This window comes from Dactylosporangium sp. NPDC050588 (assembly GCF_040654975.1).
Taxonomy (GTDB): Bacteria; Actinomycetota; Actinomycetes; order Mycobacteriales; family Micromonosporaceae; genus Dactylosporangium; species Dactylosporangium maewongense.
Map to the genome: position 1 here is coordinate 21,833 of NZ_JBFAJA010000053.1, position 20,926 is coordinate 42,758.

Annotated in this window: 18 protein-coding genes; 11 read left to right on the forward strand and 7 right to left on the reverse strand. The window is 72.7% G+C overall.

The window, feature by feature from the left end; translation table 11 throughout:
* Positions 1-7: 7 nt before the first annotated feature.
* Genes AB0I21_RS32720 through AB0I21_RS32735 form a run of 4 tightly spaced genes read left to right on the forward strand, consistent with a single transcriptional unit; the run spans position 8 to position 4,852 of the window.
* Entirely contained in the window at positions 8-331 is a 324-nt protein-coding gene (locus tag AB0I21_RS32720; RefSeq protein WP_360566970.1) for an L-rhamnose mutarotase, read from the forward strand.
* Positions 328-1,506, forward strand: coding sequence for an L-rhamnose isomerase (rhaI, locus tag AB0I21_RS32725; RefSeq protein ID WP_360566972.1), 1,179 nt, complete (start codon positions 328-330; stop codon positions 1,504-1,506). The genes AB0I21_RS32720 and rhaI overlap by 4 nt, the downstream gene beginning before the upstream one ends.
* Positions 1,503-3,488: a bifunctional aldolase/short-chain dehydrogenase gene (locus AB0I21_RS32730; RefSeq protein ID WP_360566974.1), complete on the forward strand. Its 1,986-nt coding sequence runs from the start codon at positions 1,503-1,505 to the stop codon at positions 3,486-3,488. Before rhaI ends, AB0I21_RS32730 begins: the two co-directional genes overlap by 4 nt.
* On the forward strand, positions 3,485-4,852 hold the full coding sequence (locus AB0I21_RS32735; RefSeq protein ID WP_360566975.1) for a rhamnulokinase family protein: 1,368 nt from the start codon (positions 3,485-3,487) through the stop codon (positions 4,850-4,852). The genes AB0I21_RS32730 and AB0I21_RS32735 overlap by 4 nt, the downstream gene beginning before the upstream one ends.
* On the opposite strand, the gene AB0I21_RS32740 is transcribed toward AB0I21_RS32735, so the two are convergent.
* The 5 genes from AB0I21_RS32740 to AB0I21_RS32760 form a co-directional block, all read right to left on the reverse strand.
* Positions 4,837-5,367 (reverse strand): HD domain-containing protein, encoded by a 531-nt coding sequence (locus AB0I21_RS32740; protein ID WP_360566977.1) that lies wholly within the window; start codon positions 5,365-5,367, stop codon positions 4,837-4,839. The two genes, AB0I21_RS32735 and AB0I21_RS32740, sit on opposite strands and share 16 nt — an antisense overlap.
* Positions 5,364-6,011, reverse strand: coding sequence for a 4'-phosphopantetheinyl transferase superfamily protein (locus tag AB0I21_RS32745; RefSeq protein WP_360566979.1), 648 nt, complete (start codon positions 6,009-6,011; stop codon positions 5,364-5,366). The genes AB0I21_RS32740 and AB0I21_RS32745 overlap by 4 nt, the downstream gene beginning before the upstream one ends.
* Positions 6,012-6,807: 796 nt before the next feature.
* Complete coding sequence (locus tag AB0I21_RS32750) at positions 6,808-7,809, reverse strand: hypothetical protein (protein ID WP_360566981.1); 1,002 nt, start codon at positions 7,807-7,809, stop codon at positions 6,808-6,810.
* A 79-nt stretch (positions 7,810-7,888) separates the two neighbouring features.
* Positions 7,889-9,328, reverse strand: coding sequence for an FAD-dependent oxidoreductase (locus tag AB0I21_RS32755; protein WP_360566982.1), 1,440 nt, complete (start codon positions 9,326-9,328; stop codon positions 7,889-7,891).
* Positions 9,325-10,437, reverse strand: a complete 1,113-nt coding sequence (locus tag AB0I21_RS32760; protein WP_360566984.1) for a polysaccharide pyruvyl transferase family protein — start codon at positions 10,435-10,437, stop codon at positions 9,325-9,327. Before AB0I21_RS32760 ends, AB0I21_RS32755 begins: the two co-directional genes overlap by 4 nt.
* An 86-nt stretch (positions 10,438-10,523) precedes the next feature.
* On the opposite strand from AB0I21_RS32760, the gene AB0I21_RS32765 reads away from it, so the two are divergent.
* From AB0I21_RS32765 to AB0I21_RS32785, 5 genes are all read left to right on the forward strand, one after another.
* Positions 10,524-11,540: a potassium channel family protein gene (locus AB0I21_RS32765; RefSeq protein WP_360566986.1), complete on the forward strand. Its 1,017-nt coding sequence runs from the start codon at positions 10,524-10,526 to the stop codon at positions 11,538-11,540.
* Positions 11,541-11,616: 76 nt separating this feature from the next.
* Positions 11,617-12,168: a hypothetical protein gene (locus tag AB0I21_RS32770; protein ID WP_360566987.1), complete on the forward strand. Its 552-nt coding sequence runs from the start codon at positions 11,617-11,619 to the stop codon at positions 12,166-12,168.
* Between the two features lie 136 nt (positions 12,169-12,304).
* Complete coding sequence (locus tag AB0I21_RS32775) at positions 12,305-12,805, forward strand: sigma-70 family RNA polymerase sigma factor (RefSeq protein ID WP_360567063.1); 501 nt, start codon at positions 12,305-12,307, stop codon at positions 12,803-12,805.
* Positions 12,802-13,848 carry a hypothetical protein gene (locus AB0I21_RS32780; RefSeq protein ID WP_360566989.1) on the forward strand — a complete coding sequence of 349 codons (1,047 nt, stop codon included), beginning with the start codon at positions 12,802-12,804 and terminating at the stop codon, positions 13,846-13,848. Before AB0I21_RS32775 ends, AB0I21_RS32780 begins: the two co-directional genes overlap by 4 nt.
* 89 nt (positions 13,849-13,937) lie before the next feature.
* The gene (locus AB0I21_RS32785) at positions 13,938-16,844 is read left to right on the forward strand and encodes an RICIN domain-containing protein (RefSeq protein WP_360566991.1); all 2,907 of its coding nucleotides are present in this window, start codon (positions 13,938-13,940) and stop codon (positions 16,842-16,844) included.
* On the opposite strand, the gene AB0I21_RS32790 is transcribed toward AB0I21_RS32785, so the two are convergent.
* A complete protein-coding gene (locus AB0I21_RS32790; RefSeq protein WP_360566993.1) occupies positions 16,841-17,740 on the reverse strand; it encodes a pirin family protein in 900 nt (299 codons plus the stop codon). The two genes, AB0I21_RS32785 and AB0I21_RS32790, sit on opposite strands and share 4 nt — an antisense overlap.
* A gap of 68 nt (positions 17,741-17,808) precedes the next feature.
* Here AB0I21_RS32790 and AB0I21_RS32795 point away from each other — a divergent pair, with 68 nt between their 5' ends.
* Positions 17,809-18,363 carry a hypothetical protein gene (locus AB0I21_RS32795; protein WP_360566995.1) on the forward strand — a complete coding sequence of 185 codons (555 nt, stop codon included), beginning with the start codon at positions 17,809-17,811 and terminating at the stop codon, positions 18,361-18,363.
* Here the strand turns inward: AB0I21_RS32795 and AB0I21_RS32800 are convergent.
* The gene (locus AB0I21_RS32800) at positions 18,360-19,379 is read right to left on the reverse strand and encodes an ROK family protein (RefSeq protein WP_360566997.1); all 1,020 of its coding nucleotides are present in this window, start codon (positions 19,377-19,379) and stop codon (positions 18,360-18,362) included. The two genes, AB0I21_RS32795 and AB0I21_RS32800, sit on opposite strands and share 4 nt — an antisense overlap.
* A 96-nt stretch (positions 19,380-19,475) precedes the next feature.
* Between AB0I21_RS32800 and AB0I21_RS32805 the strand changes: the two genes are divergently transcribed.
* Positions 19,476-20,900 (forward strand): hypothetical protein, encoded by a 1,425-nt coding sequence (locus AB0I21_RS32805; RefSeq protein ID WP_360566999.1) that lies wholly within the window; start codon positions 19,476-19,478, stop codon positions 20,898-20,900.
* The last annotated feature ends 26 nt before the right edge of the window (positions 20,901-20,926 follow it).

Genomic DNA, 20,926 nt, shown 5'->3' on the forward strand with positions numbered 1-20,926 from the left:
GCTTGGCGTGCGCCGGGTTTGTTTCACGCTGCAGGTCCGTCCTGACCGGTTGGACGAATACCGGCGCCGCCACGCCCACGTCTGGCCCGAGATGCTCGCCGCGCTGCGGGACGCGGGTTGGCACGACTACTCGCTCTTCCTCCGCGACGACGGCCTGCTCGTCGGCTACCTCCTCACCGAGGACTTCGCCGCCGCGCAGGCCGCCATGGACGCCACCGACGTCGACCGGCGCTGGCAGGCGGAGATGGCGGAGTTCTTCATCAACGGTCGGCACTTCGTCGTCCTCGACGAGGTGTTCAACCTCGACCACCAGCTTGGAGCGTTGCAATGACAGAGCTCGCCCCGGAGACGCGCACGCGTGTCGCGGCCCAGCTGCGCGGCCAGCGGATCGAGACGGCGTCCTGGGCATACGGCAACTCGGGCACCCGGTTCAAGGTGTTCCCGCAGGAGGGCGTGCCCCGGGACCCGTATGAGAAGCTCGCCGACGCGGCGACCGTGCACCGGTTCACCGGCGTGGCGCCGACCGTGGCGCTGCACATCCCGTGGGACCTCGTCGACGACTACACCGACCTCGCCCGCCACGCCCGGGACCTCGGCGTCGCGCTCGGCACCATCAACACCAACGTGTTCCAGGACAACGACTACAAGCTCGGCAGCGTCACCAACCCGGACCCCGGCATCCGCCGCAAGGCGATCGGGCACCTGCTGGAGTGCGTCGGCGTGATGGACCGCACCGGCTCGCGGGACCTGAAGCTGTGGTTCTCCGACGGCACCAACTACCCCGGCCAGGACGACGTGCGGACCCGGCAGGACCGCCTCGCCGAGGCGCTGCGCGAGACGTACGACCGGCTCGGACCCGACCAGCGGATGCTGCTGGAGTACAAGCTGTTCGAGCCGGCTTTCTACATGACCGACGTGCCCGACTGGGGCACCGCCTACGCGCACTGCCTCACGCTGGGGGAGCGGGCGCAGGTCGTCATCGACACCGGGCACCACGCGCCCGGCACCAACATCGAGTTCATCGTCGCGGTCCTGCTGCGGGCCGGGAAGCTCGGCGGCTTCGACTTCAACTCCCGCTTCTACGCCGACGACGACCTGATGGTCGGCGCCGCCGACCCGTTCCAGCTGTTCCGGATCATGCACGAGATCGTGCTCGACGACGCGCTGACGGGAAAGGGGATCGCGTTCATGCTCGACCAGTGCCACAACCTGGAGCCGAAGATCCAGGCGGTGATCCGGTCCGTGCTCAACGTGCAGGAGGCGACCGCGAAGGCGCTGCTCGTCGACCATCCCGCGTTGAAGGCCGCGCAGGACGCCGGCGACGTGCTGGGCGCCAACGAGGTCCTCATGGACGCGTACAACACCGACGTGCGGCCGCTGCTGCGGTCGGTACGGGAGGACATGGGCCTCGACCCGGACCCGATCGGCGCGTACAAGCGGTCCGGGTACCTGGAGAAGGTCCGCGCCGAGCGGGTCGGCGGCACGCAGGCCGGGTGGGGCGCGTGAAGGACCTCATCGCCCGCTCCCGCCGCCTGGGCGCCGACCCCCGCAACACCAACTACGCCGGCGGCAACACCTCGGCCGTCGGCCTCGCCGCGGACCCCGTCACCGGCGGCGACGTGGAGGTGCTGTGGGTCAAGGGATCCGGCGGCGACCTCGGCACGCTCACCGAGGCGGGCCTCGCCGTGCTGCGCCTGGACCGCCTGCGCGCGCTCACCGGCGTGTACCCGGGGGTGGAGCGCGAGGACGAGATGGTCGCCGCGTTCGACTACTGCCTGCACGGCCGCGGCGGCGCCGCACCGTCGATCGACACCGCCATGCACGGCCTGGTGGAGGCCGCGCACGTCGACCACCTGCACCCGGACGCGGGCATCGCCCTCGCCACGGCCGCCGACGGGCCGGCGCTGACGAAGGAGTGCTTCGGCGACCGGGTGCTGTGGGTGCCGTGGCGGCGGCCCGGCTTCCAGCTCGGCCTCGACATCGCGGCCGTCCACCGGGCCAACCCGCAGGCGATCGGCGTCATCCTCGGCGGGCACGGGATCACGGCGTGGGGCGCCACGTCGGACGAGTGCGAGGCGAACTCCCTGGAGATCATCCGGACCGCGACCGAGTTCCTCGCCGCCCGTGGCCGCCCGGAGCCGTTCGGGCCGGTCGTACACCCGCCGCTGCCGCTGGAAGAGCGCCGCTCGCGGGCGGCGGAGCTGATGCCGGTGCTGCGCGGGCTGGCGTCCAGCGACCGGCCGCAGGTCGGGCACTTCACCGACACCGACGTCGTGCTGGACTTCGTGTCGCGGGCCGCCCTGGAGGACCTCGCATCGCGGGGGACCTCGTGCCCGGACCACTTCCTGCGGACCAAGGTGCGGCCGCTCGTGCTGACAGCCGACGACGTCGCCGGGCAGTTCGCCGCATACCGCGCCGAGTACGCGGCCTACTACGAGCGGCACGCCACCCCGGACTCGCCGGCGATGCGCGGCGCCGACCCGGCGATCGTGCTGGTGCCCGGCGTCGGGATGTTCTCCTTCGGCGCCGACAAGCAGACCGCGCGGGTCGCGGGGGAGTTCTACGTCAACGCGATCAACGTGATGCGCGGCGCCGAGTCGGTGTCGACCTACGCGCCGATCCCCGAGTCGGAGAAGTTCCGGATCGAGTACTGGGCCCTGGAGGAGGCGAAGCTCGCCCGCCGCCCCGCGCCCCGGCCGCTCGCGTCGCGGGTCGCGTTCGTGACCGGCGGCGGCTCCGGGATCGGGCGGGCCATCGCGCTGCGGCTGGCCTCGGAAGGCGCCTGCGTGGTCGTCGCCGACCGGGCCACCGATGCGGCCGCCGCGGTCGCCGCCGAGATCGGTACCTCCGACAAGGCGGTGGCCGTCACCGTCGATGTGACGTCCGAGGCGGCGATCAAGGCGGCGTTCGCCGAGGCGGTCCTCGCGTTCGGGGGCGTCGACCTCGTCGTCAACAACGCCGGCCTGTCCATCTCCAAGCCGCTGCTGGAGACCACCGTGGACGACTGGGACCTGCAGCACGACGTGATGGCCCGCGGGTCGTTCCTCGTCGCCCGCGAGGCCGCCCGCGTCATGATCGACCAGGGCACGGGCGGCGACATCGTCTACATCGCCTCGAAGAACGCCGTCTTCGCCGGGCCCAACAACGTCGCGTACGGCGCGACCAAGGCCGACCAGGCGCACCAGGTGCGGCTCCTCGCCGCCGAGCTCGGCGAGCACGGGATCCGGGTCAACGGCGTCAACCCCGACGGCGTCGTCCGCGGCTCCGGCATCTTCGCCTCCGGCTGGGGCGCGCAACGCGCCGCCGTCTACGGCGTCCCGGAGTCCGAGCTCGGCGCGTTCTACGCCCAGCGCACGATCCTGAAGCGGGAGGTCCTGCCGTCGCACGTGGCGAACGCCGTGTTCGCCCTGGTCGGCGGCGAGCTGTCGCACACCACCGGCCTGCACGTCCCGGTCGACGCGGGCGTGGCCGCGGCGTTCCTGCGATGAACCGGCTCGCGGCCGTCGACCTCGGCGCCTCGTCCGGCCGGGTGATCGTGGGCTCGGTCGGGTCGGGCGCCGTCCACCTCACCGAGGTCGCCCGCTTCGCCAACACCCCGGTGCAGGTCCAGGGCACCCTGCACTGGGACATCCTCGGCCTGTACCAGGGGATCCTCGACGGACTGGACGCGGCCGGCCCGGTCCAGTCCGTCGGCGTCGACTCGTGGGCCGTCGACTACGGGCTGCTCGACGGCGACGGCCGGCTCCTCGGCAACCCCGTCCACTACCGCGACGCCCGCACCGACACGGTCGTCTCGCCGGTCCCGGCCGCTGCGCACTACGCGGCGACCGGGATCGCCAACCAGCCGTTCAACACCGTGTTCCAGCTCCTCGCGGCCGGCGGCACCGCACAGCTCGACTCCGCGCGCACGCTGCTGCTGATCCCGGATCTCATCACGTACTGGCTCAGCGGCACGATCGGCGCGGAACGCACCAACGCGTCCACCACCGGCCTGCTCACCGCCGGCGGCGGGTCCTGGGACCTGCCGCTGGTGGCGCGGCTCGGCATCCGGGCGTCGCTGCTGCCGCCGCTGCGCGACCCCGGCACCGTCGCGGGGCCGATGCTGCACGCCCCCGAGACCCTGGTGACGACGGTCGCCTCGCACGACACCGCCTCCGCCGTCGTGGGCGTCCCCGCGCGCACGGACCGGTTCGCGTACATCTCCTGCGGCACCTGGTCCCTCGTCGGTGTCGAGCTGCCGTCGCCGGTACTGACCACCGACAGCTTCGAGGCCGGCTTCACCAACGAGACCGGCGTCGACGGGACCGTGCGGTACCTGCGCAACGTCATGGGCCTGTGGCTCCTGCAGGAGTGCATGCGCGCCTGGGGACCCGCCGTCACGCTGGCCGACCTCCTGTCGGGCGCGGCCGCGGCACCCGCCCGGCGCAGCGTCGTGGACGCCACCGACCCGCGGTTCCTGGCCCCGGGCGACATGCCGGCCCGCATCGCCGCCGCGCTGAAGGAGACCGACCAGCCGGTGCCCGCGGACCCGTACGCGATGACCCGCTGCATCCTGGACAGCCTCGCCCTCGCGTACCGCCGCGCGATCGACGACGCCCGGCGCCTCACCGGCCGCCCCGTCGACGTCGTCCACCTCGTCGGCGGCGGCGCGCAGAACGCCCTGCTGTGCCAGCTCACCGCCGACGCTTGCGAGCTGCCCGTCGAGGCCGGCCCGGTCGAGGCCGGCGCCCTCGGCAACATCCTCGTCCAGGCCCGTGCCCTGGGCCTGATCCCCGCCGACCTGCCGTCGATGCGCGCCCTGCTGCGGTCCTCCCGCCGGTACGAGCCCCGCGCCGCTCAGGCCGTGGGGTAGGCGTTCTGGAAGGCCAGGCGCTCGTCGGCCGTGTCGGCGATCCGGGTCAGCTCGTCGTCGAGCGCCATGAACGCCTCCCACGGCTCGCCCGGAAGGAGACCGGCGACGCGGCGTTCGAGGTCGTCGACCCGCTTGCCCTTCCACACCTTGTCGGCGAGCGTGACCAGCAGCTCCTCCGGGGTCGCGTCGGGCCGGTCCCACCGCGCGTGGTTGGCCGCGAACCTGGCGAGGTCGCCGAACTCCTCCAGCATCCGCGCGCCGGCGGCCTCGTGCGCGCTGCCGGGGCCCGCCAGCTCCTCCGGGTGCAGGGTCTTGCCGATGTCGTGGGTGGCCGCCCCGAACAGCACCGCCGCCCGGTCCACGACCAGCCCGGGCGCGTGTGCCGCCAGCCAGTCGAGGAGCTGCGCCGCGACGTCGTGCACCAGCCGCAGGTGCGCGGCGAGCCGCGGCGGCGCGCCGACCCGCCGCAGGAGCGCCGCCACCTCCGCCGGCAGCGGGCGCAGGTCGTCCGTCATCGCGTGATGTAGCCGGCGGTGCGGATCAGGTCGGGCTCCACCGCGAACCGTCCCCGGAACACCGCCGGCGCCCCCGGCTCCTGGTCGAGCTTCTCCGGCAGGATCGCCGCCTCGAACGTCCCGTTCACCGGGTCGATGGTCAGCCTCGCGTCGTGGAAGTCGAGCCACGTCCCCATGATCGGCGACCACATCTTGTACACCGTCTCCTTGGCGCTGAAGTGCACCGCCGGCCACCACGGCTCATCCGCCCGCTCCGCGCACCAGGCGATCTCCTCCGGCAGGCAGATCGACGCGACGATGTTGGCCGGCAGCACCGTCCTGCGCTCCGCGTCGATCCCGACCGCCCGCAGCTCGGGCACCCGCCCGACGGCGACCGCACAGTAGCCCTTGGTGTGCGTGATGCTCCCGGTCGTCCCCGCCGGCCACACCGGCGCCCGGCTCGGCGCCGACAGCACCGGCGCCCCGTGCACCCCGACCCGGCTCAGCGCCCGCCGCGCACACACCCGCCCCGCGGTGTACTCCCGCCGCCGCCCGTCAACCGCCCGCGGCGACAACCCGGCCGCCTCGTCGGGCAGCAGCACCCCCGTCCAGTCGTCCTCCCCGGCCACCTCAACGACGACGATCTCTGGCAACAGGTCCCGCACGACCCGGAACTCTACCCGCCGCCACCCTTCCCCGCCGCGCTCGTCCTGCCCGCCAGCCACAACCTTGTCGCGCCGCCCCTGACCCGACGCCGGGCACGCATCAATCCCGTCCCAGGGCGGGCGGATCCGGATGGCCAGGCCTTTCGGTGCCGGGCCCGCCGCGTGGCGTTCGCCCTTGCCCACGTCCAGCCCGAGGACCACGCCATGTCCCGCAGTGCGGCACGCTACCTGCTGCCGGCGAAGCGGTCCCGGGTGCCGGATCCACGGGACGAAGCGACCAGTCATGGCCGTCGGGGACGGCACGTAGCCGGGCGAGCATCTCGACACGGTCGAAGTTCGGTGGTCTGCCGCCTGCGCGGTCGCGTTGCTTCCGGCCGGCGATCTGGTCGTTCGGGTTCTGGGATGACCGTGGTGAACGCAGCAGGCTCCGGTTGGCCCGGGATGAAGCAGGCCTTGTCACCGGGTCATTGAGACCGGGCGTATGCGTGGGCGTCCGGGGTCCGCGACCGGAACCTGCTCCAGCTGGCGGGTGTCGGTGGCCTGCCCTGGCGTGATCCGGGTGGCCAGAGACCGGCCGCGCGCGTCGGACAGGGGTGTGCACCTTGGTGGTCAGCCCACCACGGGAACTTCGTCCGATCCCTTGCAGTGCCCTCGACCCGTCACCGTCGAGCCCCTGTACGGACACCGGCCGCGAACGATGGTCGAGCCTTGCTTGAGCATCGTCCACGTCCCGCCACCGCCCACCACGAACAGGCTGCGCCGGACAGTCCCCAGCTGAGGAGCATCGGCGGCGGGCTCAGGCGGTGGGCCGGGTCGATGGGGCTAACAGGCCGCCGAGTGCGGCGCCGGTCAGGGCGGTCAGGACGACGACGCCCGACCACAGCTCCTCCGTCCAGGCCACCCCCAGCGAGAGCTGGACGCCGATCAGGTGCGTGGACCAGATCAGCGGTGGGACCAGGGCGCCGAGCGTGACCGGCACCAGGTCGGGGCGTTGGGCGGCGACCCACTGGACGGCGAGGTCGGCGAGGACGGCGCCGAGCAGTGGCCAGAGCTGGGCGGCGAGGTGCGCGAAGTCGTTGAACACGCCGTCGGGGATCGAGGCCGCCGCCACCACGACCGTGACCAGGCCGGCGGGGACGCGGCCGAGCCGGGTCCAGGCGAACAGGCAGGCGGTGACGACGAGCACCGTGAAGGCGAGGTACTGCGCGAGCCCGAACGCCTGCCCGTTGCGGAAGCCGTTGAAGGCGGCCGGCGCGTCGGTGAACGGCGACAGGTAGTTGAGGAAGAAGGCCGCGACGCCGACCGCGCTCAGCAGGCTCAGGAGGACGGGCAGGTCGCCGGCGAGGGACGCCACGGCGCGGCGGGCGGCGGCGGCGCGGACCGGGGTGGTGATCATGAGCGTGCCGGCGGTGAGGAGGAGCAGGTGCGGCGGGCTGAGGAGGGCCTCCAGGCTGGCCTCGACGCCGAACAGGGTGTGCCAGGTCATGTCGACCACGCCGCCGACGGCGAAGAGGACGGTGCCGAGCAGGCCGAGGCCATAGCCCGCGGGGACCCAGTCGCGGACCGGGCCGGCCGGGCGGCCGCGCCACAGCACGGACGGCACGATGGCGAGGGCGAGGGCCGCATAGCCGCTGTAGAGCACGCCGTGCCACGGGGTGAAGAACGTCTCCAGCTCAGGCACGTGCGAGTGCGCCCAGCCGTCCAGGTACAGGCCGCTGGTGAGCCACAACGTGGCGAGCGCCGCGGCGAGGTCGCGGCGCGTGGTGGACTGCGGCCGGTGCGAGACAGCCAGAACCATGGATCGATCCTGACGCATCGTGAGGATCGGAGCGACCCCGTTCCCTCGAAATGGACGCAGCGTGACGCCGCCGGCACGGTCAGCTCAACGAGGCGCCTTGCGCTCGCAGTACACGCTGAACCTGCGTGACAGGGATCTCCCTCGGCGGCTTGCCGGCCCGCGCCGCCAGGGCCGCGCACACGCCCGCCGCCTGGCCGGTCGCCATCGAGATCGGCATGATGCGGTAGGAGCTGTGCGCCACGTGGTCGCCGGAGATGCAGCGGCCCGCGACGAGCAGGCGGTCCACGTCGCGGGGCAGCAGCGTGCGCAGCGGGATGTCGTAGGAGGTGCCCTGCGGGAGGCGCCGCAGGATGGTGCCGGGGCCGTTCGGGTTGTGGATGTCCACCGGGTACGCGCCGCGCGCCACCACGTCGGAGAACTTCCGCGCGTCGAGGACGTCCTGGCCGGTGAGCTGGTAGTCGCCCAGCACGCGGCGGGTCTCCCGGACGCCGATCTGCACGCCGCTCTGGATGACGTAGGAGGACTCGAAGCCGGGCACCCTCGTGCGCAGGAACCGCGAGATGCTGTCGAGCTGCTGGTGCATGGCCAGCTCAGCCCGGGTGAGGTCCCACACGCTGATGCCGAGGCCGCCGAAGCGGGTCGAGTTCACCGACACCTCATTGGAGTGCGGCGTGGCGAAGAAGAGGATGTCCTCGCGCGGCAGCTCCAGCTCGCCGGCGTCCCGCGCGGCCCGGATCAGGTCCCACAGGCCGTGCACGCCCTTCCATTGATCCGGATGCTCCTGTACGTAGGAGGCGAACCCGTCGCGCCGCATCTCGCCGATCCGGAACATCAGCGTCATCGGCTGGGTCAGACCGTCCTCGGGGCGGCCGACCTCGAACGGCGCGCCCGCCGACGCGGCCAGGTCGCCGTCGCCCGTGCAGTCGACGACCACGTCGGCGTCGATGACGACCGGGCCGGACTTCGTCTCGAACACCACCCGCGACGAGTCCGGCAGCGTGATCAGGTCGGAGGCGAACGCGTGCAGCAGCAGCTTCACGCCCGAGCCGCCGAGCATGTCGTACGTGACGAGCTTGAACACCTCGGGATCGAACGGCACCGTGTAGCCGGTGTCCGGGGCCGGCCTGATCGCCCCACCGGCTCTGACCAGGCGGTCCAGCAGCATCCACAGCACACCGGCGACGACCGGCTCGCCCTCGCCGTGGTCGGTCGGCAGCAGACGGTTGTCCTCGCCGCCGACGGCCTGCTTCATCTCGTTGTGGAAGCTCATGAGCGGCATGACGAGCGCCGCGGTGGCGTTGCCGCCGAGGAACCCGTAGCGCTCGACCAGCACGACGTCGGCGCCCGCGGCGGCCGCGCCCATCGCCGCGCCGAACCCGGCCGGGCCACCGCCGACGACGAGCACCTCGGTGTGCCCGCCGTACTCCGCGGTCCTCGGCGGCAGGTGTACGCGGTGCGAGTCCGCCGGCTTCGCCAACGCGGTCGTGTTGTTGCCCTCGTTGCGTTCCGGCTCGCTCATGCCGCCACCTTCGTCCGTTCGAGCTGGGCGTCGAGACGGCGGCCGGTCTCCGTGGCGCGTTGCTTGAGGGCCGCGACCCGCGACGCGGTCTCGTCCAGGCGCTGCGGCCGCTCGTCCCACAGCCGGTCGACCTGGGCGAGCAGCGGGCCGGCGGCCTCCCGGACCACCCCGCGGGGCACCGGCGCGCCGATGCGCTGCGCGAAGTCGAAGACCTTTCCCGCGTACGGCAGCGCCAGCAGCGGCACGCCGGCCAGCGCGGCGAACATCAGGAAGTGCAGCCGCATGCCGACCGCCAGCTCCAGGTGCTTCATGAGGCCGAGGATCTGACCCGGCCGGAAGTCGCCGTGCAGCACCCGGCAGTGCTCCGCCGCCGTCATCCGGGCCAGCACCGCGTGGGCGTGCTGGATGTCGGAGCGCTCCATCGGCACGAACAGCAGCGACGCGTCGAGCCGGTGCACGATGAAGTCGCCGACGTGGGCGAGCAGTTGGTGGTACCCGTCGGCGTCGAGGTGCTGCGCGGCGCGGCCCGGCTCGCGGACGCTCATGCCGACGACCCGCCGACCGTGCGGCAGCGAGTCGCTCAGCAGCCCGGCGTCGAACTCCTCCGGCGTCAGCAGCAGCGCCGGGTCGGCGGTCACGGAGACGCGGCAGGTCACCCCCGCCTCTTCGAGCGCGACCTTCGACTCCTCGTCCCGGACGGTCACCTCGACCGCCTGCGCGAGCACGTCGCGGGCCATGGCGCAGTCGATCTCCTCCGTCAGCGGACCGGCGCCCAGCGCGTACGTGAAGACCGGCACCCGTTGCTCCTGCGCCGTGCGCACCACCCTGAGGTAGCGGCGGGCCTCCGTGTCGTACAGGATGCCGCCGCCGCCGAGGATCAGCAGGTCGAGCCGTCGGAGCTCGGCCGCGATCCGGTCCCGGCTGACGCCCTCCCAGGGGGCGACCTCGACGTCCGGGTGCGCCGCCGCCGTGTGCCCGGGCTCCCGCGAGAGCACCAGGACGTCGACGTCCGGGCGGCGGGCCCGCAGGTCGGCGAGGACGCTCGTGAGGATGGCCTCGTCGCCGAGGTTGCAGCCACCGTACGAGCCGAGCACGCCCACTCTCGTCATGGCGCCTCGCTACCCAGGCATGGTTCTGTCATACCTGGCCCGTATGGTGGGTTTCGACCATTCGGGCAATCCGTGGAGCGAAGCACGTGATCCAGTTTCCGGCTGTGCGGCGGGGGCCACTGCGGGCGATCAGCGCCCGGCTCGGCTTCGCGGTCCTGCTCGTCTCCGCGATCGTGCTGGTCATTTTCGTCGACCGCGACGGCTACCGGGACGTCAACGAGGACGGTCTCACGCTCCTCGACTGCTTCTACTATGCGGTCGTCACCCTCTCCACCACCGGTTACGGCGACATCACCCCGGTGTCGGAGACGGCCCGCCTCGCCAACATCCTGATCATCACCCCGGCCCGCGTGCTCTTCCTGATCATCCTGGTCGGCACCACCCTCGAAGTCCTGACCGAGCAGTACCGCACCAACCTCAGGTTGCAGCGGTGGAGGAAGCGCGTGAAGAACCACGTCATCGTCTGCGGCTATGGCACGAAGGGCCGGGCGGCCGTCGGCACCCTGGTGGAGAACGGGCTGGACCGGGCGCAGGTGGTCGTCGTCGAGACCAACCCGGCCGCCGTCCGGCAGGCCCAGTCCGACGGCCTCGTGGTCGTCGAGGGCTCCGCGACCCGCTCCACGGTGCTCAAGGAGGCCCGCGTCGAGGAGGCAAAGGCGATCATCATCGCCACCGACAGCGACGACGCGTCGGTCCTCGTCACGCTCACCGTCCGCCAGCTGACCGCCGGCAAGGTCTCCATCATCGCCGCCGCCCGCGAGGCGGAGAACGCGCCACTGCTCCGCCAGTCCGGCGCCCACCACGTCATCGTCTCCTCCGCCACCGCCGGCCGGCTGCTCGGCCTGTCGACGACGGCCCCGCCGCTCATCGAGGTCGTCGAGGACCTGCTCACCCCCGGCCAGGGCATGGCCCTCGCGATGCGCTCCGCCCGCCGCGACGAGGTCGGCTCCTCCCCGCGCGAGCTGACCGAGCTGGTCATCGCCCTGTTCCGCCGCGGCAAGGTCCTCGCCCTCACCGACCCCGAGGGCACCACCATCCAGACCGGCGACATGGTCGTCTACGTCCGCGACGACCGCCCCCAGGCCGTCCCCGCGATGCCGTGACCCTGCCGGTCGGGATCTGATAAGAGTGCTCACGATGGGGGTGGGGCGGAGGCTGCTGGCGGGGGTGGTGCTGGCAGTGGTGCTGGTGTTCGGGTGGGCTTCGCCGGCGGGGGCGCATGGTGGGGCGTCCGTCACCATGCACTCGGATGGGCGGGGGTCGGTGTGGATCACTGCTCAGTGGCAGGACGGGCATCCGATCAACGAGCCGATGGTGGTCACGCTGTCCGCTGGGCCTGCGGGGGCGTCGGCCGGGGCTCCGGGGAGCGGGCCGGCGTCGGCGATCGTGGGGGAGCGGCTGACGCAGACGGGGGACGAGCGGGGGACGCAGACGTGGAGTGGGGTGCTGCCCGCTGGGACGTGGCGGGTCGCGATCGACCTCGGGGCGCCCGTTGAGGGGCATTGCCAGGCGCTTGTTCCGTCGGCCGGCAGTACCGGGGCCAGTGTGCAGGCGGTTGAGGTGGCGTGCCTGATTCCGGCTACCGGTGCCACGGCGGACGGCCAGGGTGGCGACGTGGGGTCATCGGCGGGGAGTCTCGCGCCGCTGTGGGTCACGCTGTCCGTGCTGGGCATCGCGGGGCTGATCGGGGCCGAGGTGGTGCGCCGGCGCCGAGGTAAGCCGAAGACGTAGATGATGGTCACTGGGTGGGACGGTGGGCGAGGCGGTGGGGGTGTTGGCGGGAAAGAGCGTTACGCTTCCTCGCGTGACTGGTGAGGCCGGCGTGGACGCAGCTGACCCGGCGTCGGACCCGGCGACGGTCGCGCTGCTGGCGGCCCGTGACGGTGACCGGGGCGGGGCCGGGGCGTTCGTCCGGCTGACGCAGCCGGAGGTGTGGCGGTTCGTCGCCGCGCTGGTCGGGGCGGGGCATGCCGATGACGTGACGCAGGACACCTACCTGCGGGCGTTCCGGGCGTTGCCGGAGTTCGCCGGGAGGTCGAGCGCGCGCACGTGGGTGCTCGCGATCGCGCGGCGGGCGTGTGCCGACCACGTGCGGGCCGCGGTGCGGGGGCGTCGGCTCGAGGCGCGGGTCGCGGCGGAGCCGGAGGAGCTGGCCGGGGGCGACCACGCGGGGCTGCACGCGGCCGCCGACCTGGTGGCGGGGTTGCCGGCGGAGCGGCGGGTGGCGTTCGTGCTGACGCAGGTGCTCGGCCTGTCGTATGCCGAAGCCGCCGAGATCGAAGACGTCCCCGTGGGCACGATCCGGTCCAGGGTCGCCCGTGCCCGCGCCGACCTGGTCGCCGCGATCGCCGCCGCCCGAGCCGGATGACACTCAGCACCGGCAAGACGATGACACACGGCAACAGCAAGACGATGACACGCGGCAACAGCAGGCAGAAGACGCGCACGGCGGCACGAGCGGCGGTGGCCGTGGTGCTGGGGGTCCTCGCCGCGCTCGGGTACGTCGCGCCGGCCGGCGCGCACGGTGCCGACGCCCCGGCCGCCGTCGACTACGTGGTGCGCGTCGACTCGGTGTCCGAGCCGGGGGTCACCGTCCGGGCCGTCGAGGGCGGGGCCCGCCTGGAGCTGCGCAGCGCCTCGGACCGCACGGTGGTCGTGCTCGGCATGCAGGGCGAGCCGTTCCTCAGGATCTCCGGGGACGGGGTGGCCGAGAACCGGGGCTCCCCGACCTGGGCGGCCAGCCGCTCCCTGACCGGCACCGTGAAAGGTGCCGCGGCCGCGGCGCCGCAATGGCACCAGGTGTCCCGGCAGCGCACGGTGCGCTGGCACGACGAGCGGGCGCGGGAGCTGCCGGCCAGGGCGTGGAGCGTCCCCCTCGAGATCGACGGGACCACGCCCGGCATCATCCGCGGCGTCATCACGAAGGCGGAGCCGCCGGCGACCGGCTGGTGGTGGTCCGGCGCGCTGCTCGCGGCGGTGGCGATCGGGCTGGCGACGCCCAGGTCCCGGATCGCCCTGGCGGTGGTCGCCGGGGTGGCGGGCGCGGTCGTGGTGGCCTGGATCGTGGTGAGCGCGCAGCTGGCCACGTCGCCGGCCGAGAACCTCGGCACCCAGCTCCTGGCCAGGCTGTGGCCGCTGCTCACCGGCGTCGGGGTGCTCGCGGCGGCCGGGCTGCTGGCACTGAGGAAGAGCGCGGCGAACCTCGTGGCCGCCATCGGCGGGGCGTGCCTCGCGGTGATGACCGGGTTCGCCGACGCGGGCGTGTTCAGCAACGGCGGCCTCGCCGGCCCGGGCTGGTCGAGGTGGGCGGTCGCCACCGCGCTCGCCGGCGGTCTCGGGCTGATGGCCGGCGGCGCGGCGAGCTGGTACAGGACACCGGTGGAAGACCGCACAAGCGAAGCCGATAAATAAACAAAATCCAACGGGTTCTTTCATAAAGACCCTTAAAAAAGCATAATCGGGCATCGATGTTCCCCGCCAGGAGCAAAGGAGTCCGGTCCATGGACCGCAGAACGTTCGTCGCGAGCGGTGTCGCCCTCACGGGTGGCGCGATCGCCCTGTCCACCGCCGTAGCCGGCCCCGCCAGCGCAGCGGTGCGGACGGCGAAGACCGTCACGCCCGGGGCGAGAGGCGGTCACTACTGGCCGAACCTCGCCCCGCTGAAGGCGACCGCGTTCCTGAAACTGCCACCGGGCGCGGTCCAGCCCCGCGGCTGGCTCCGCACACAGCTCAACATCGAGGCCGACGGTCTCTGCGGCCGGATGACCGAGGTGTCGGACTACCTGCAGTACTCCGGCAACGGCTGGGTCGACAAGACCAAGGGCGCCTGGGAGGAGCTGCCCTACTGGCTGCGCGGCTTCGGCGACCTCGGCTACGTCACCGGCAACACCCGGATCCTGACCCTGGCCCGCCAGTGGATCGACGGGATCATCAACAACCAGGCCGCCGACGGCTTCTTCGGGCCGAACGCGCTACGGACGAGCCTGGAGGGCGGCCCGGACTTCTGGCCGCACATGCCGCTGCTGGACGCGATCCGCTCGCACGCCGAGTACAACGAGCGCAACGGCACGCCCGACAACCGGGTCAACACGTTCATGCGCAAGTACTTCCAGTTCCAGAACGCGCAGCCCGCCGCCGTGTTCAACCGCAGCTGGGCCGCCCTGCGCTGGGGCGACAACATCGACAGCGTGTACTGGCTGTTCAACCGTACCGGCGAGACCTGGCTGCTCGACCTGGTGCGGAAGATCCACGCCGGTTCCGCGGACTACACCAACGGCATCCCCAACTGGCACAACGTGAACCTGGCGCAGGGCTTCCGCGAGCCGGCGCAGTTCGGCCTGCTGGACCCGGACCCGAAGTTCCCCGCCGCCACGTACCGCGACTACGACACCGTGATGGGGCTGTACGGCAACTTCCCCGGTGGCGGGTTCGCCGGCGACGAGAACTGCCGCCCCGGGTACACCGACCCGCGCCAGGGCTTCGAGACCTGCGGGATCGTCGAGTTCATGCACAGCCACCAGATGCTCGCGCGGATGACGGGCGACTCGATCTGGCTGGACCGGTGCGAGGACCTCGCGTTCAACCTGCTGCCGGCCTCGCTCGACCCGGCGCAGCAGGGCATCCACTACATCACGTGCGCCAACAGCATCGGCCTGACGAACGCGACCCTGACCCAGGGGCAGTTCCAGAACGGCTTCCCGATGCTCGCCTACATGCTCGGCATTCACAACTACCGCTGCTGCCCGCACAACTACGGCATGGGCTGGCCGTACTACGCGCAGGAGCTGTGGTTCGCGACCTGGGACAAGGGCCTGTGCGCGGCGATGTACGGCAACTCGCAGGTGACCGCGAAGGTCGGCGCCAACGCCACCACGGTCACCGTCACCGAGGACACCGACTACCCGTTCAGCGACGCGATCACGCTGACGATGGGTACCCCCGGGGCGGTGGCGTTCCCGCTGTACCTGCGGATCCCGAAGTGGAGCACCGGCGCGGTCGTGCGGGTCAACGGCACCGTGGTCACCGGCACGGTCGAGGCGGGCTCGTTCGTCATCGTCGACCAGACCTGGAACAACGGCGACAAGGTCACCGTCACGCTGCCGATGCGCACCACCGTGCGGACCTGGGCGAAGAACGGCAACGCGGTCAGCGTCGACAACGGCCCGCTGACCTTCTCGCTGTCGATCGCGGAGCGCTGGCAGCGCATCGGCGGCACCGACGCGTGGCCGACCAACGAGGTGTACGCGAACTCGCCGTGGAACTACGGCCTGCTCATCGACCCGGCGAACCCGCAGGTCACGGTGACCCGCAAGGCCGGGCCGCTGGCGGCGAACCCGTTCACCCGCGACGGCGCGCCGATCTCGCTGAGCGTCACCGCCCGGAAGATCCCGAACTGGCAGGCGGACGCCGAGGGCGTGGTGCGCACGCTGCAGCAGAGCCCGGCCCGCTCCACCCAGCCGAACGAGACCGTCCAGCTGCTGCCGATGGGCGCGCAGCGGGTCAGGATCACCACGTTCCCGCGGGTCAGCGACGGCGCCGACGCGGTCGACTGGGTCATCCCGGCCACCCCGTCGGCGTCGCACTGCTGGAGCGGCGACTCGGTCGCGGCGATCAACGACGGCAAGATCCCGAGCAGCTCCGCGGACCAGTCCATTCCGCGGATGACGTTCTGGGACCACCTCGGGACCAGCGAGTGGGTGCAGCTGACCTACGCGAGCGCGATCACGACCGGCGCGGTGTCGGTGTACTGGTTCGACGACACGGGCAACGGCCAGTGCCGGACCCCGCAGTCGTGGCAGGTGCAGTACCGCAACGCGAGCGGCGCGTGGGTGCCGGTCAGCGGGGCGTCGGCGTACGGCACCGCGACGAACACCTTCAACCGGGTGACGTTCACCGCCGTGAGCACCACCGCGCTGCGGCTCGCGGTGCAGCTCAAGGCCGGCGTGTCGGCCGGCATCCTGGAGTGGCGCGTCGAGGGCAGCACCACGCCGGTGGCCTGGAAGCGGATCCAGAACAAGAACAGCCTGAAGGTCCTCGGCGTGGACGGCATGTCGACGGCGAACAGCGCCAACGTCGTGCAGTTCGACGACAACGGCACCGCCGACCACAACTGGCGCCTCGTCGACGCCGGCGGCGGCTGGTTCAAGATCGTGAACCAGAACAGCGGCAAGATGCTCGCCGTGCAGAACATGTCGACGGCCAACTCGGCGCTCGTCCAGCAGTTCGAGGACAACGGCTCCGCCGACCACCTGTGGCGGCTCATCGACAACGGCGACGGCTGGGTGCGCATCCAGGTGCAGCACAGCATGAAGGTGCTCGGCGTCTCGGGCATGTCGACGGCCAACTCGGCGCAGGTCGTGCAGTTCGACGACAACGGCACCGCCGACCACCTGTGGCGGCTGCTCTAGCTCGCTCGCGCGCGCGGCCGGGGCAGCAGCCGGGTGGTGGGCAACGCGGGCGCCGGCAGCGGCTCCTGACCACCCGGCACGACCCCGAACCGTGGCGATCCCGCCTGCCACTCGTCGCGCGCTTCCACGATCTCCTCGTGGGAGCGCGCGACGAAGTTCCACCACATGACCAGGTCCTCGTCGAGAGGCACGCCGCCGACGAGGAACAGCCGCGCGCCGCCGTCGGACGCGAGGCGCAGCGACGAGCGGCCCTCGGGCAGGTGCAGCAGCGAGCCGGGCAGCACGTCGACCCCCTCGACCCGCGCGCTGCCGTCGGTGACGACCACCCCGTGCTCATAGGTCTGATCGATCGCGATCTCCGCCGGTGTACCGGCATCGAGGCGCACCTCGGCGCCGACCAGCTCGCTGTGCACCGCCGCCGGCGACGCGACCCCGCCCAGCGCACCGATCGCCACCGTCGCCCGGACCCCGGGCGCTTCGAAGACCGGCAGCGCGGAGAGGTGCTCGAACCGGGGCTCCTGCCACCGCGCGCCGTCGGGCAGCGCCACCCACAGCTGCACCCCGTGCAGCAGCGGCGGCTTCTCCGTGGGGGAGTCCTCCGAGTGCGCGATGCCGCGCCCCGACGTCATGATGTTCAGCTCGCCGGGGCGGATCAGCACGTCGGAGCCGAGGCTGTCGCGGTGCCGGATCTCCCCGTCGAAGAGCCAGGTCACCGTCTGCAGCCCGATGTGCGGGTGCGGCGGGACCCGCATCCCCGGCTTCCCGGTGACCTCCTCCGGCCCGAAGTGGTCGAGGAAGCACCACGCGCCGACGGTCCGCCGGACCTTGTTGGGCAGCGTCCGCCGCACCACCGAGTAGCGGCCCAGCGGCACGTCCCGGCCTTCGAGGAGTTCCATCGTCCGATTCTCCCTCCGGCGCCCGGCGGCAACCACGGACGGGTAATTTGTCCGATGTGATGGCATTGGTGGTGGCGGTACTGGCGACGCTCGCCGCTGGTGCCGCCGTGTTCGTCGCCTTCCAGGCGCTGCGGGGCGTCCAGCGCGCGGTGGCCGGCGCCGCCGGTCTGCTCGCCGCGTATCAGCTGGCCGAGGCGCGCGCCGACGCCGAGCGGGTCTGCGCGTGGGCGGTCAGCGAGCGCGAGACGTTCGAGAAGATCATCACGCGGGGCGTGGTCGGCGCCGCGATCCGCAACGCCGGCCAGACGCCCGTCTACGACCTGGAGATCGTGTTCCGGGACCCGCCCGCCGCCTGGACGGCGATCAGACGGGTCCGGATCGTGCCGCCGGCGGAGCAGCCGGAGGTGTACGCCGGGTTCGACGAGGAGAACACCGACGGGCCCGTCGAGCGGGACCGGATCAACGAGGACGGGACGATCCGGCTCGCCCCGTCCGCCGACATGCACGTCGAGCTGCGCTTCACCGACAGCCGGGGCCGCCGCTGGCAGCGCGACGACAAGGGCGTCCTCAACCAGGTCGGGGCGGACGTGGCCCGCGCCCCGGCGCCGGTGGAGACCCCCTAGAGACTCGCCGCCGCCGCGATCGCGGCGCCCCGGGCGCCCGCCATGTCGCGGTCCGGCACGAGGGCGAACGTGGCGACCGCCGCCTGCTCCTCGCGCAGCAGCGTGTATTCGCGCACCCGCGCCAGGAACCACTCGCGGAAGTGCGCCGCGGCCTCGACGACACCGCCGCCGACGAAGTAGCAGTCCGGGTCGGTGAAGTTCGCCGCGATCGTGAACAGCCGGCCCAGCCCCATCGCCTGCTGGTCGAAGATGCGCAGCGCCAGCTCGTCGCCCTGCTCGGCGAAGGACCGGACCTGCTTCGCGGCGGCCTTCACCGAGTCGGCCCGGTGCAGCGGGTGGTCCGGGAAGCGGGTCAGCCAGTACGGCAGCAGGTTGCGCACGATGCCGGTGAGGGAGCTGACGCTCTCCACGTCGCCCAGGAACCCGCAGCCGCACGACGGCAGTGGCTGCCCCTCCTCGAGCAGGCCGTGCATCGGGATGTGGACGTGGCCGAGCTCGCCGGCCATCCCGGCGGCCCCCTTGACCACGTTGCCCTGCTCGATCACGCCGCCGCCGAGCCCGGTGCCGACGATCGCGGACACCGACGACCGCTGCGTCGCGTCGGCGCCGAAGTGCACGTGGTGCGCGTAGAGGGCGGCGGCGTTGCCGTCGTTGTTGTAGACGACGGGCAGCCCGAGCCGCTGCTCCAGGGCCCCGCGGAAGTCGAAGCCCCACCAGGCCTGCTGGGAGAAGTTCGTCGAGCCCTTCGAGGAGATGACCCCGTCGGCGGTGGCCGGGCCGGGGGTGTCGAGGCCGACCGCAGCGACCCGCGACCGGTCGGTCTTCGTCACCGCGAGGATGTTGTCGAACGCGCCGGCGAGGGCCTCGACCGCGACCGCCGGCCCTTCCAGGACCCGGCTCGGGACCTCGACCAGGCCGTCGACCAGGAACGCCCCGTCGTGGGAGAGCACGGTGGCGTTGTTGGCGGTGCCGCCGTTGTCCAGGCCGACGACGACCCAGTCCTCTGCCGTGCCCATCGATCGTGCTCCTCACCGGGATCGAACGTCAGCGGCGAACACGGTACCGCACCCCGTGACCCGGCGGGCACCTCGATCGTTCGGATCCTCATGGCGGTGCTGGAGCGGCAAGGGCACCTCGTCAGGTGGTGGCCGGCGGCGGCGCTGCTCGCGGCGACCGTCGCGCAGGGGCCGGCCGGTGGGTTCGTCTACGACGCCGCCCACTACTTCGACGGCTCCCTGGCCCTCTTCACCGCCGCGGACACGGTCCGGGTGGGCGACCTCGACTTCCGCGGCGCCCTGACACCGCTGGTCTACGCTCCGGCCGCGCTCGCCGAGCACCTGGTCACCGGGGCCGGCCGGTACGCAGTCCTGCTGGAGAACGCGCTGCTGGTCGCGCTCGTCGGCGGGTTCCTGCTGCCCCGGATCGCCGCCCGCCCGGCCGCCGTGTGGGTGTGCGCGCCGCTGACCTGGCTCGTCGCGGCGAGGTTCGCGCCGTTTCCACTGATGGACCTGCCCGCCGTCGCCGCCTTCCTGACCGCGGTGTGGTTGGCGCTGCGACCCGACGTGCTGCGACCCGACGTGCTGCGACCCGACGCGCTGAGACCCGACGCGCTGCGACCCGACGTGCTGAGACCCGACCCACCGCGGTTCGGCACGCCGCGGTTCGGCACGGCGCGGTTCGGCCCGCTGCGGTTCGGCACGGCGTGGTGCCTGGGGCTCGCCGGGGTGGCCGCCGGCGCGACGGTCAACCTGCGGCCCGCCTACCTGCTGCCCCTGGCCGCGCTCGGCGGGATCGTCGTGGTGACCCGCCGGCGCTCGGCGCTGTGGTTCGCGGCCGGGGTGGTCGCCGGGTCGCTGCCGCAGGTGGCGTTCAACGCGCTGCGCGGATCGGCGCCGGGGCCGACGCCGCCGGGCACGGCGGACCTCGCCGGGTTCCAGGCAGGGTACGCGTCGTACGTCGTGCGCTACGACACGATCGAACCGGCGGTGGGGGCGCCGCAGCAGTTCTACTGCGACCCGTCGATGGCGGCGGCGGTCGGCGGGCGCCTGGCCGCCTCGACCGGCGGACTGGTCCGGGCGCTGCTGACGAACCTGCCGGAGTCGGCGCTGTTCCTCGTGGAGAAGGTCGCCGCCGCCCTGGCGTGGTCGTGGTCGACGCCGTACAGCGCCGCCGCGAGCGCCGAGCACTACGAGCTGACGGTGCCGGTCGTCCTGATCGTCGCCACCGGGATCGTCGCCGCGTGCCGCACACCGGGGGCACGGACCCTCGCGATCCTCGCCGCGGGTGTCTGCGCGTCGCTGATGACGTCGGCCACCGAGACCCGCTTCGCGCTGCCCCTCGTGCTGCTCGCGGTGGCCGGCTGCGCGCTGGTGACCGGCCCGGCCGGCGGCGCCGCCGAGTCGCGCCCGAGGGTCATCCGGTTCGTGGCGGTCGTGCTGGTCGTGGCGGCCGCCGTGGCCGCGGTGGCGGCCCTGGGGGTCGCGCACCCGCTGCCGCCCGGGCCGGCGACCCCGGCGGTGTGCGCCGCGAACGGGTGAAACGGCGCGACGCGCCCGGCGCCCGC

Bases quoted from the DNA above. Each gene is read 5' to 3' on its own strand.
- AB0I21_RS32780 (WP_360566989.1), top strand. From the start codon at position 12,802: ATGACACTCAGCACCGGCAAGACGATGACACACGGCAACAGCAAGACG.
- AB0I21_RS32790 (WP_360566993.1), bottom strand. From the start codon at position 17,740: ATGGAACTCCTCGAAGGCCGGGACGTGCCGCTGGGCCGCTACTCGGTG.
- AB0I21_RS32755 (WP_360566982.1), bottom strand. From the start codon at position 9,328: ATGAGCGAGCCGGAACGCAACGAGGGCAACAACACGACCGCGTTGGCG.
- AB0I21_RS32750 (WP_360566981.1), bottom strand. From the start codon at position 7,809: ATGGTTCTGGCTGTCTCGCACCGGCCGCAGTCCACCACGCGCCGCGAC.
- AB0I21_RS32735 (WP_360566975.1), top strand. From the start codon at position 3,485: ATGAACCGGCTCGCGGCCGTCGACCTCGGCGCCTCGTCCGGCCGGGTG.
- rhaI (WP_360566972.1), top strand. From the start codon at position 328: ATGACAGAGCTCGCCCCGGAGACGCGCACGCGTGTCGCGGCCCAGCTG.
- AB0I21_RS32785 (WP_360566991.1), top strand. From the start codon at position 13,938: ATGGACCGCAGAACGTTCGTCGCGAGCGGTGTCGCCCTCACGGGTGGC.
- AB0I21_RS32760 (WP_360566984.1), bottom strand. From the start codon at position 10,437: ATGACGAGAGTGGGCGTGCTCGGCTCGTACGGTGGCTGCAACCTCGGC.
- AB0I21_RS32740 (WP_360566977.1), bottom strand. From the start codon at position 5,367: ATGACGGACGACCTGCGCCCGCTGCCGGCGGAGGTGGCGGCGCTCCTG.
- AB0I21_RS32800 (WP_360566997.1), bottom strand. From the start codon at position 19,379: ATGGGCACGGCAGAGGACTGGGTCGTCGTCGGCCTGGACAACGGCGGC.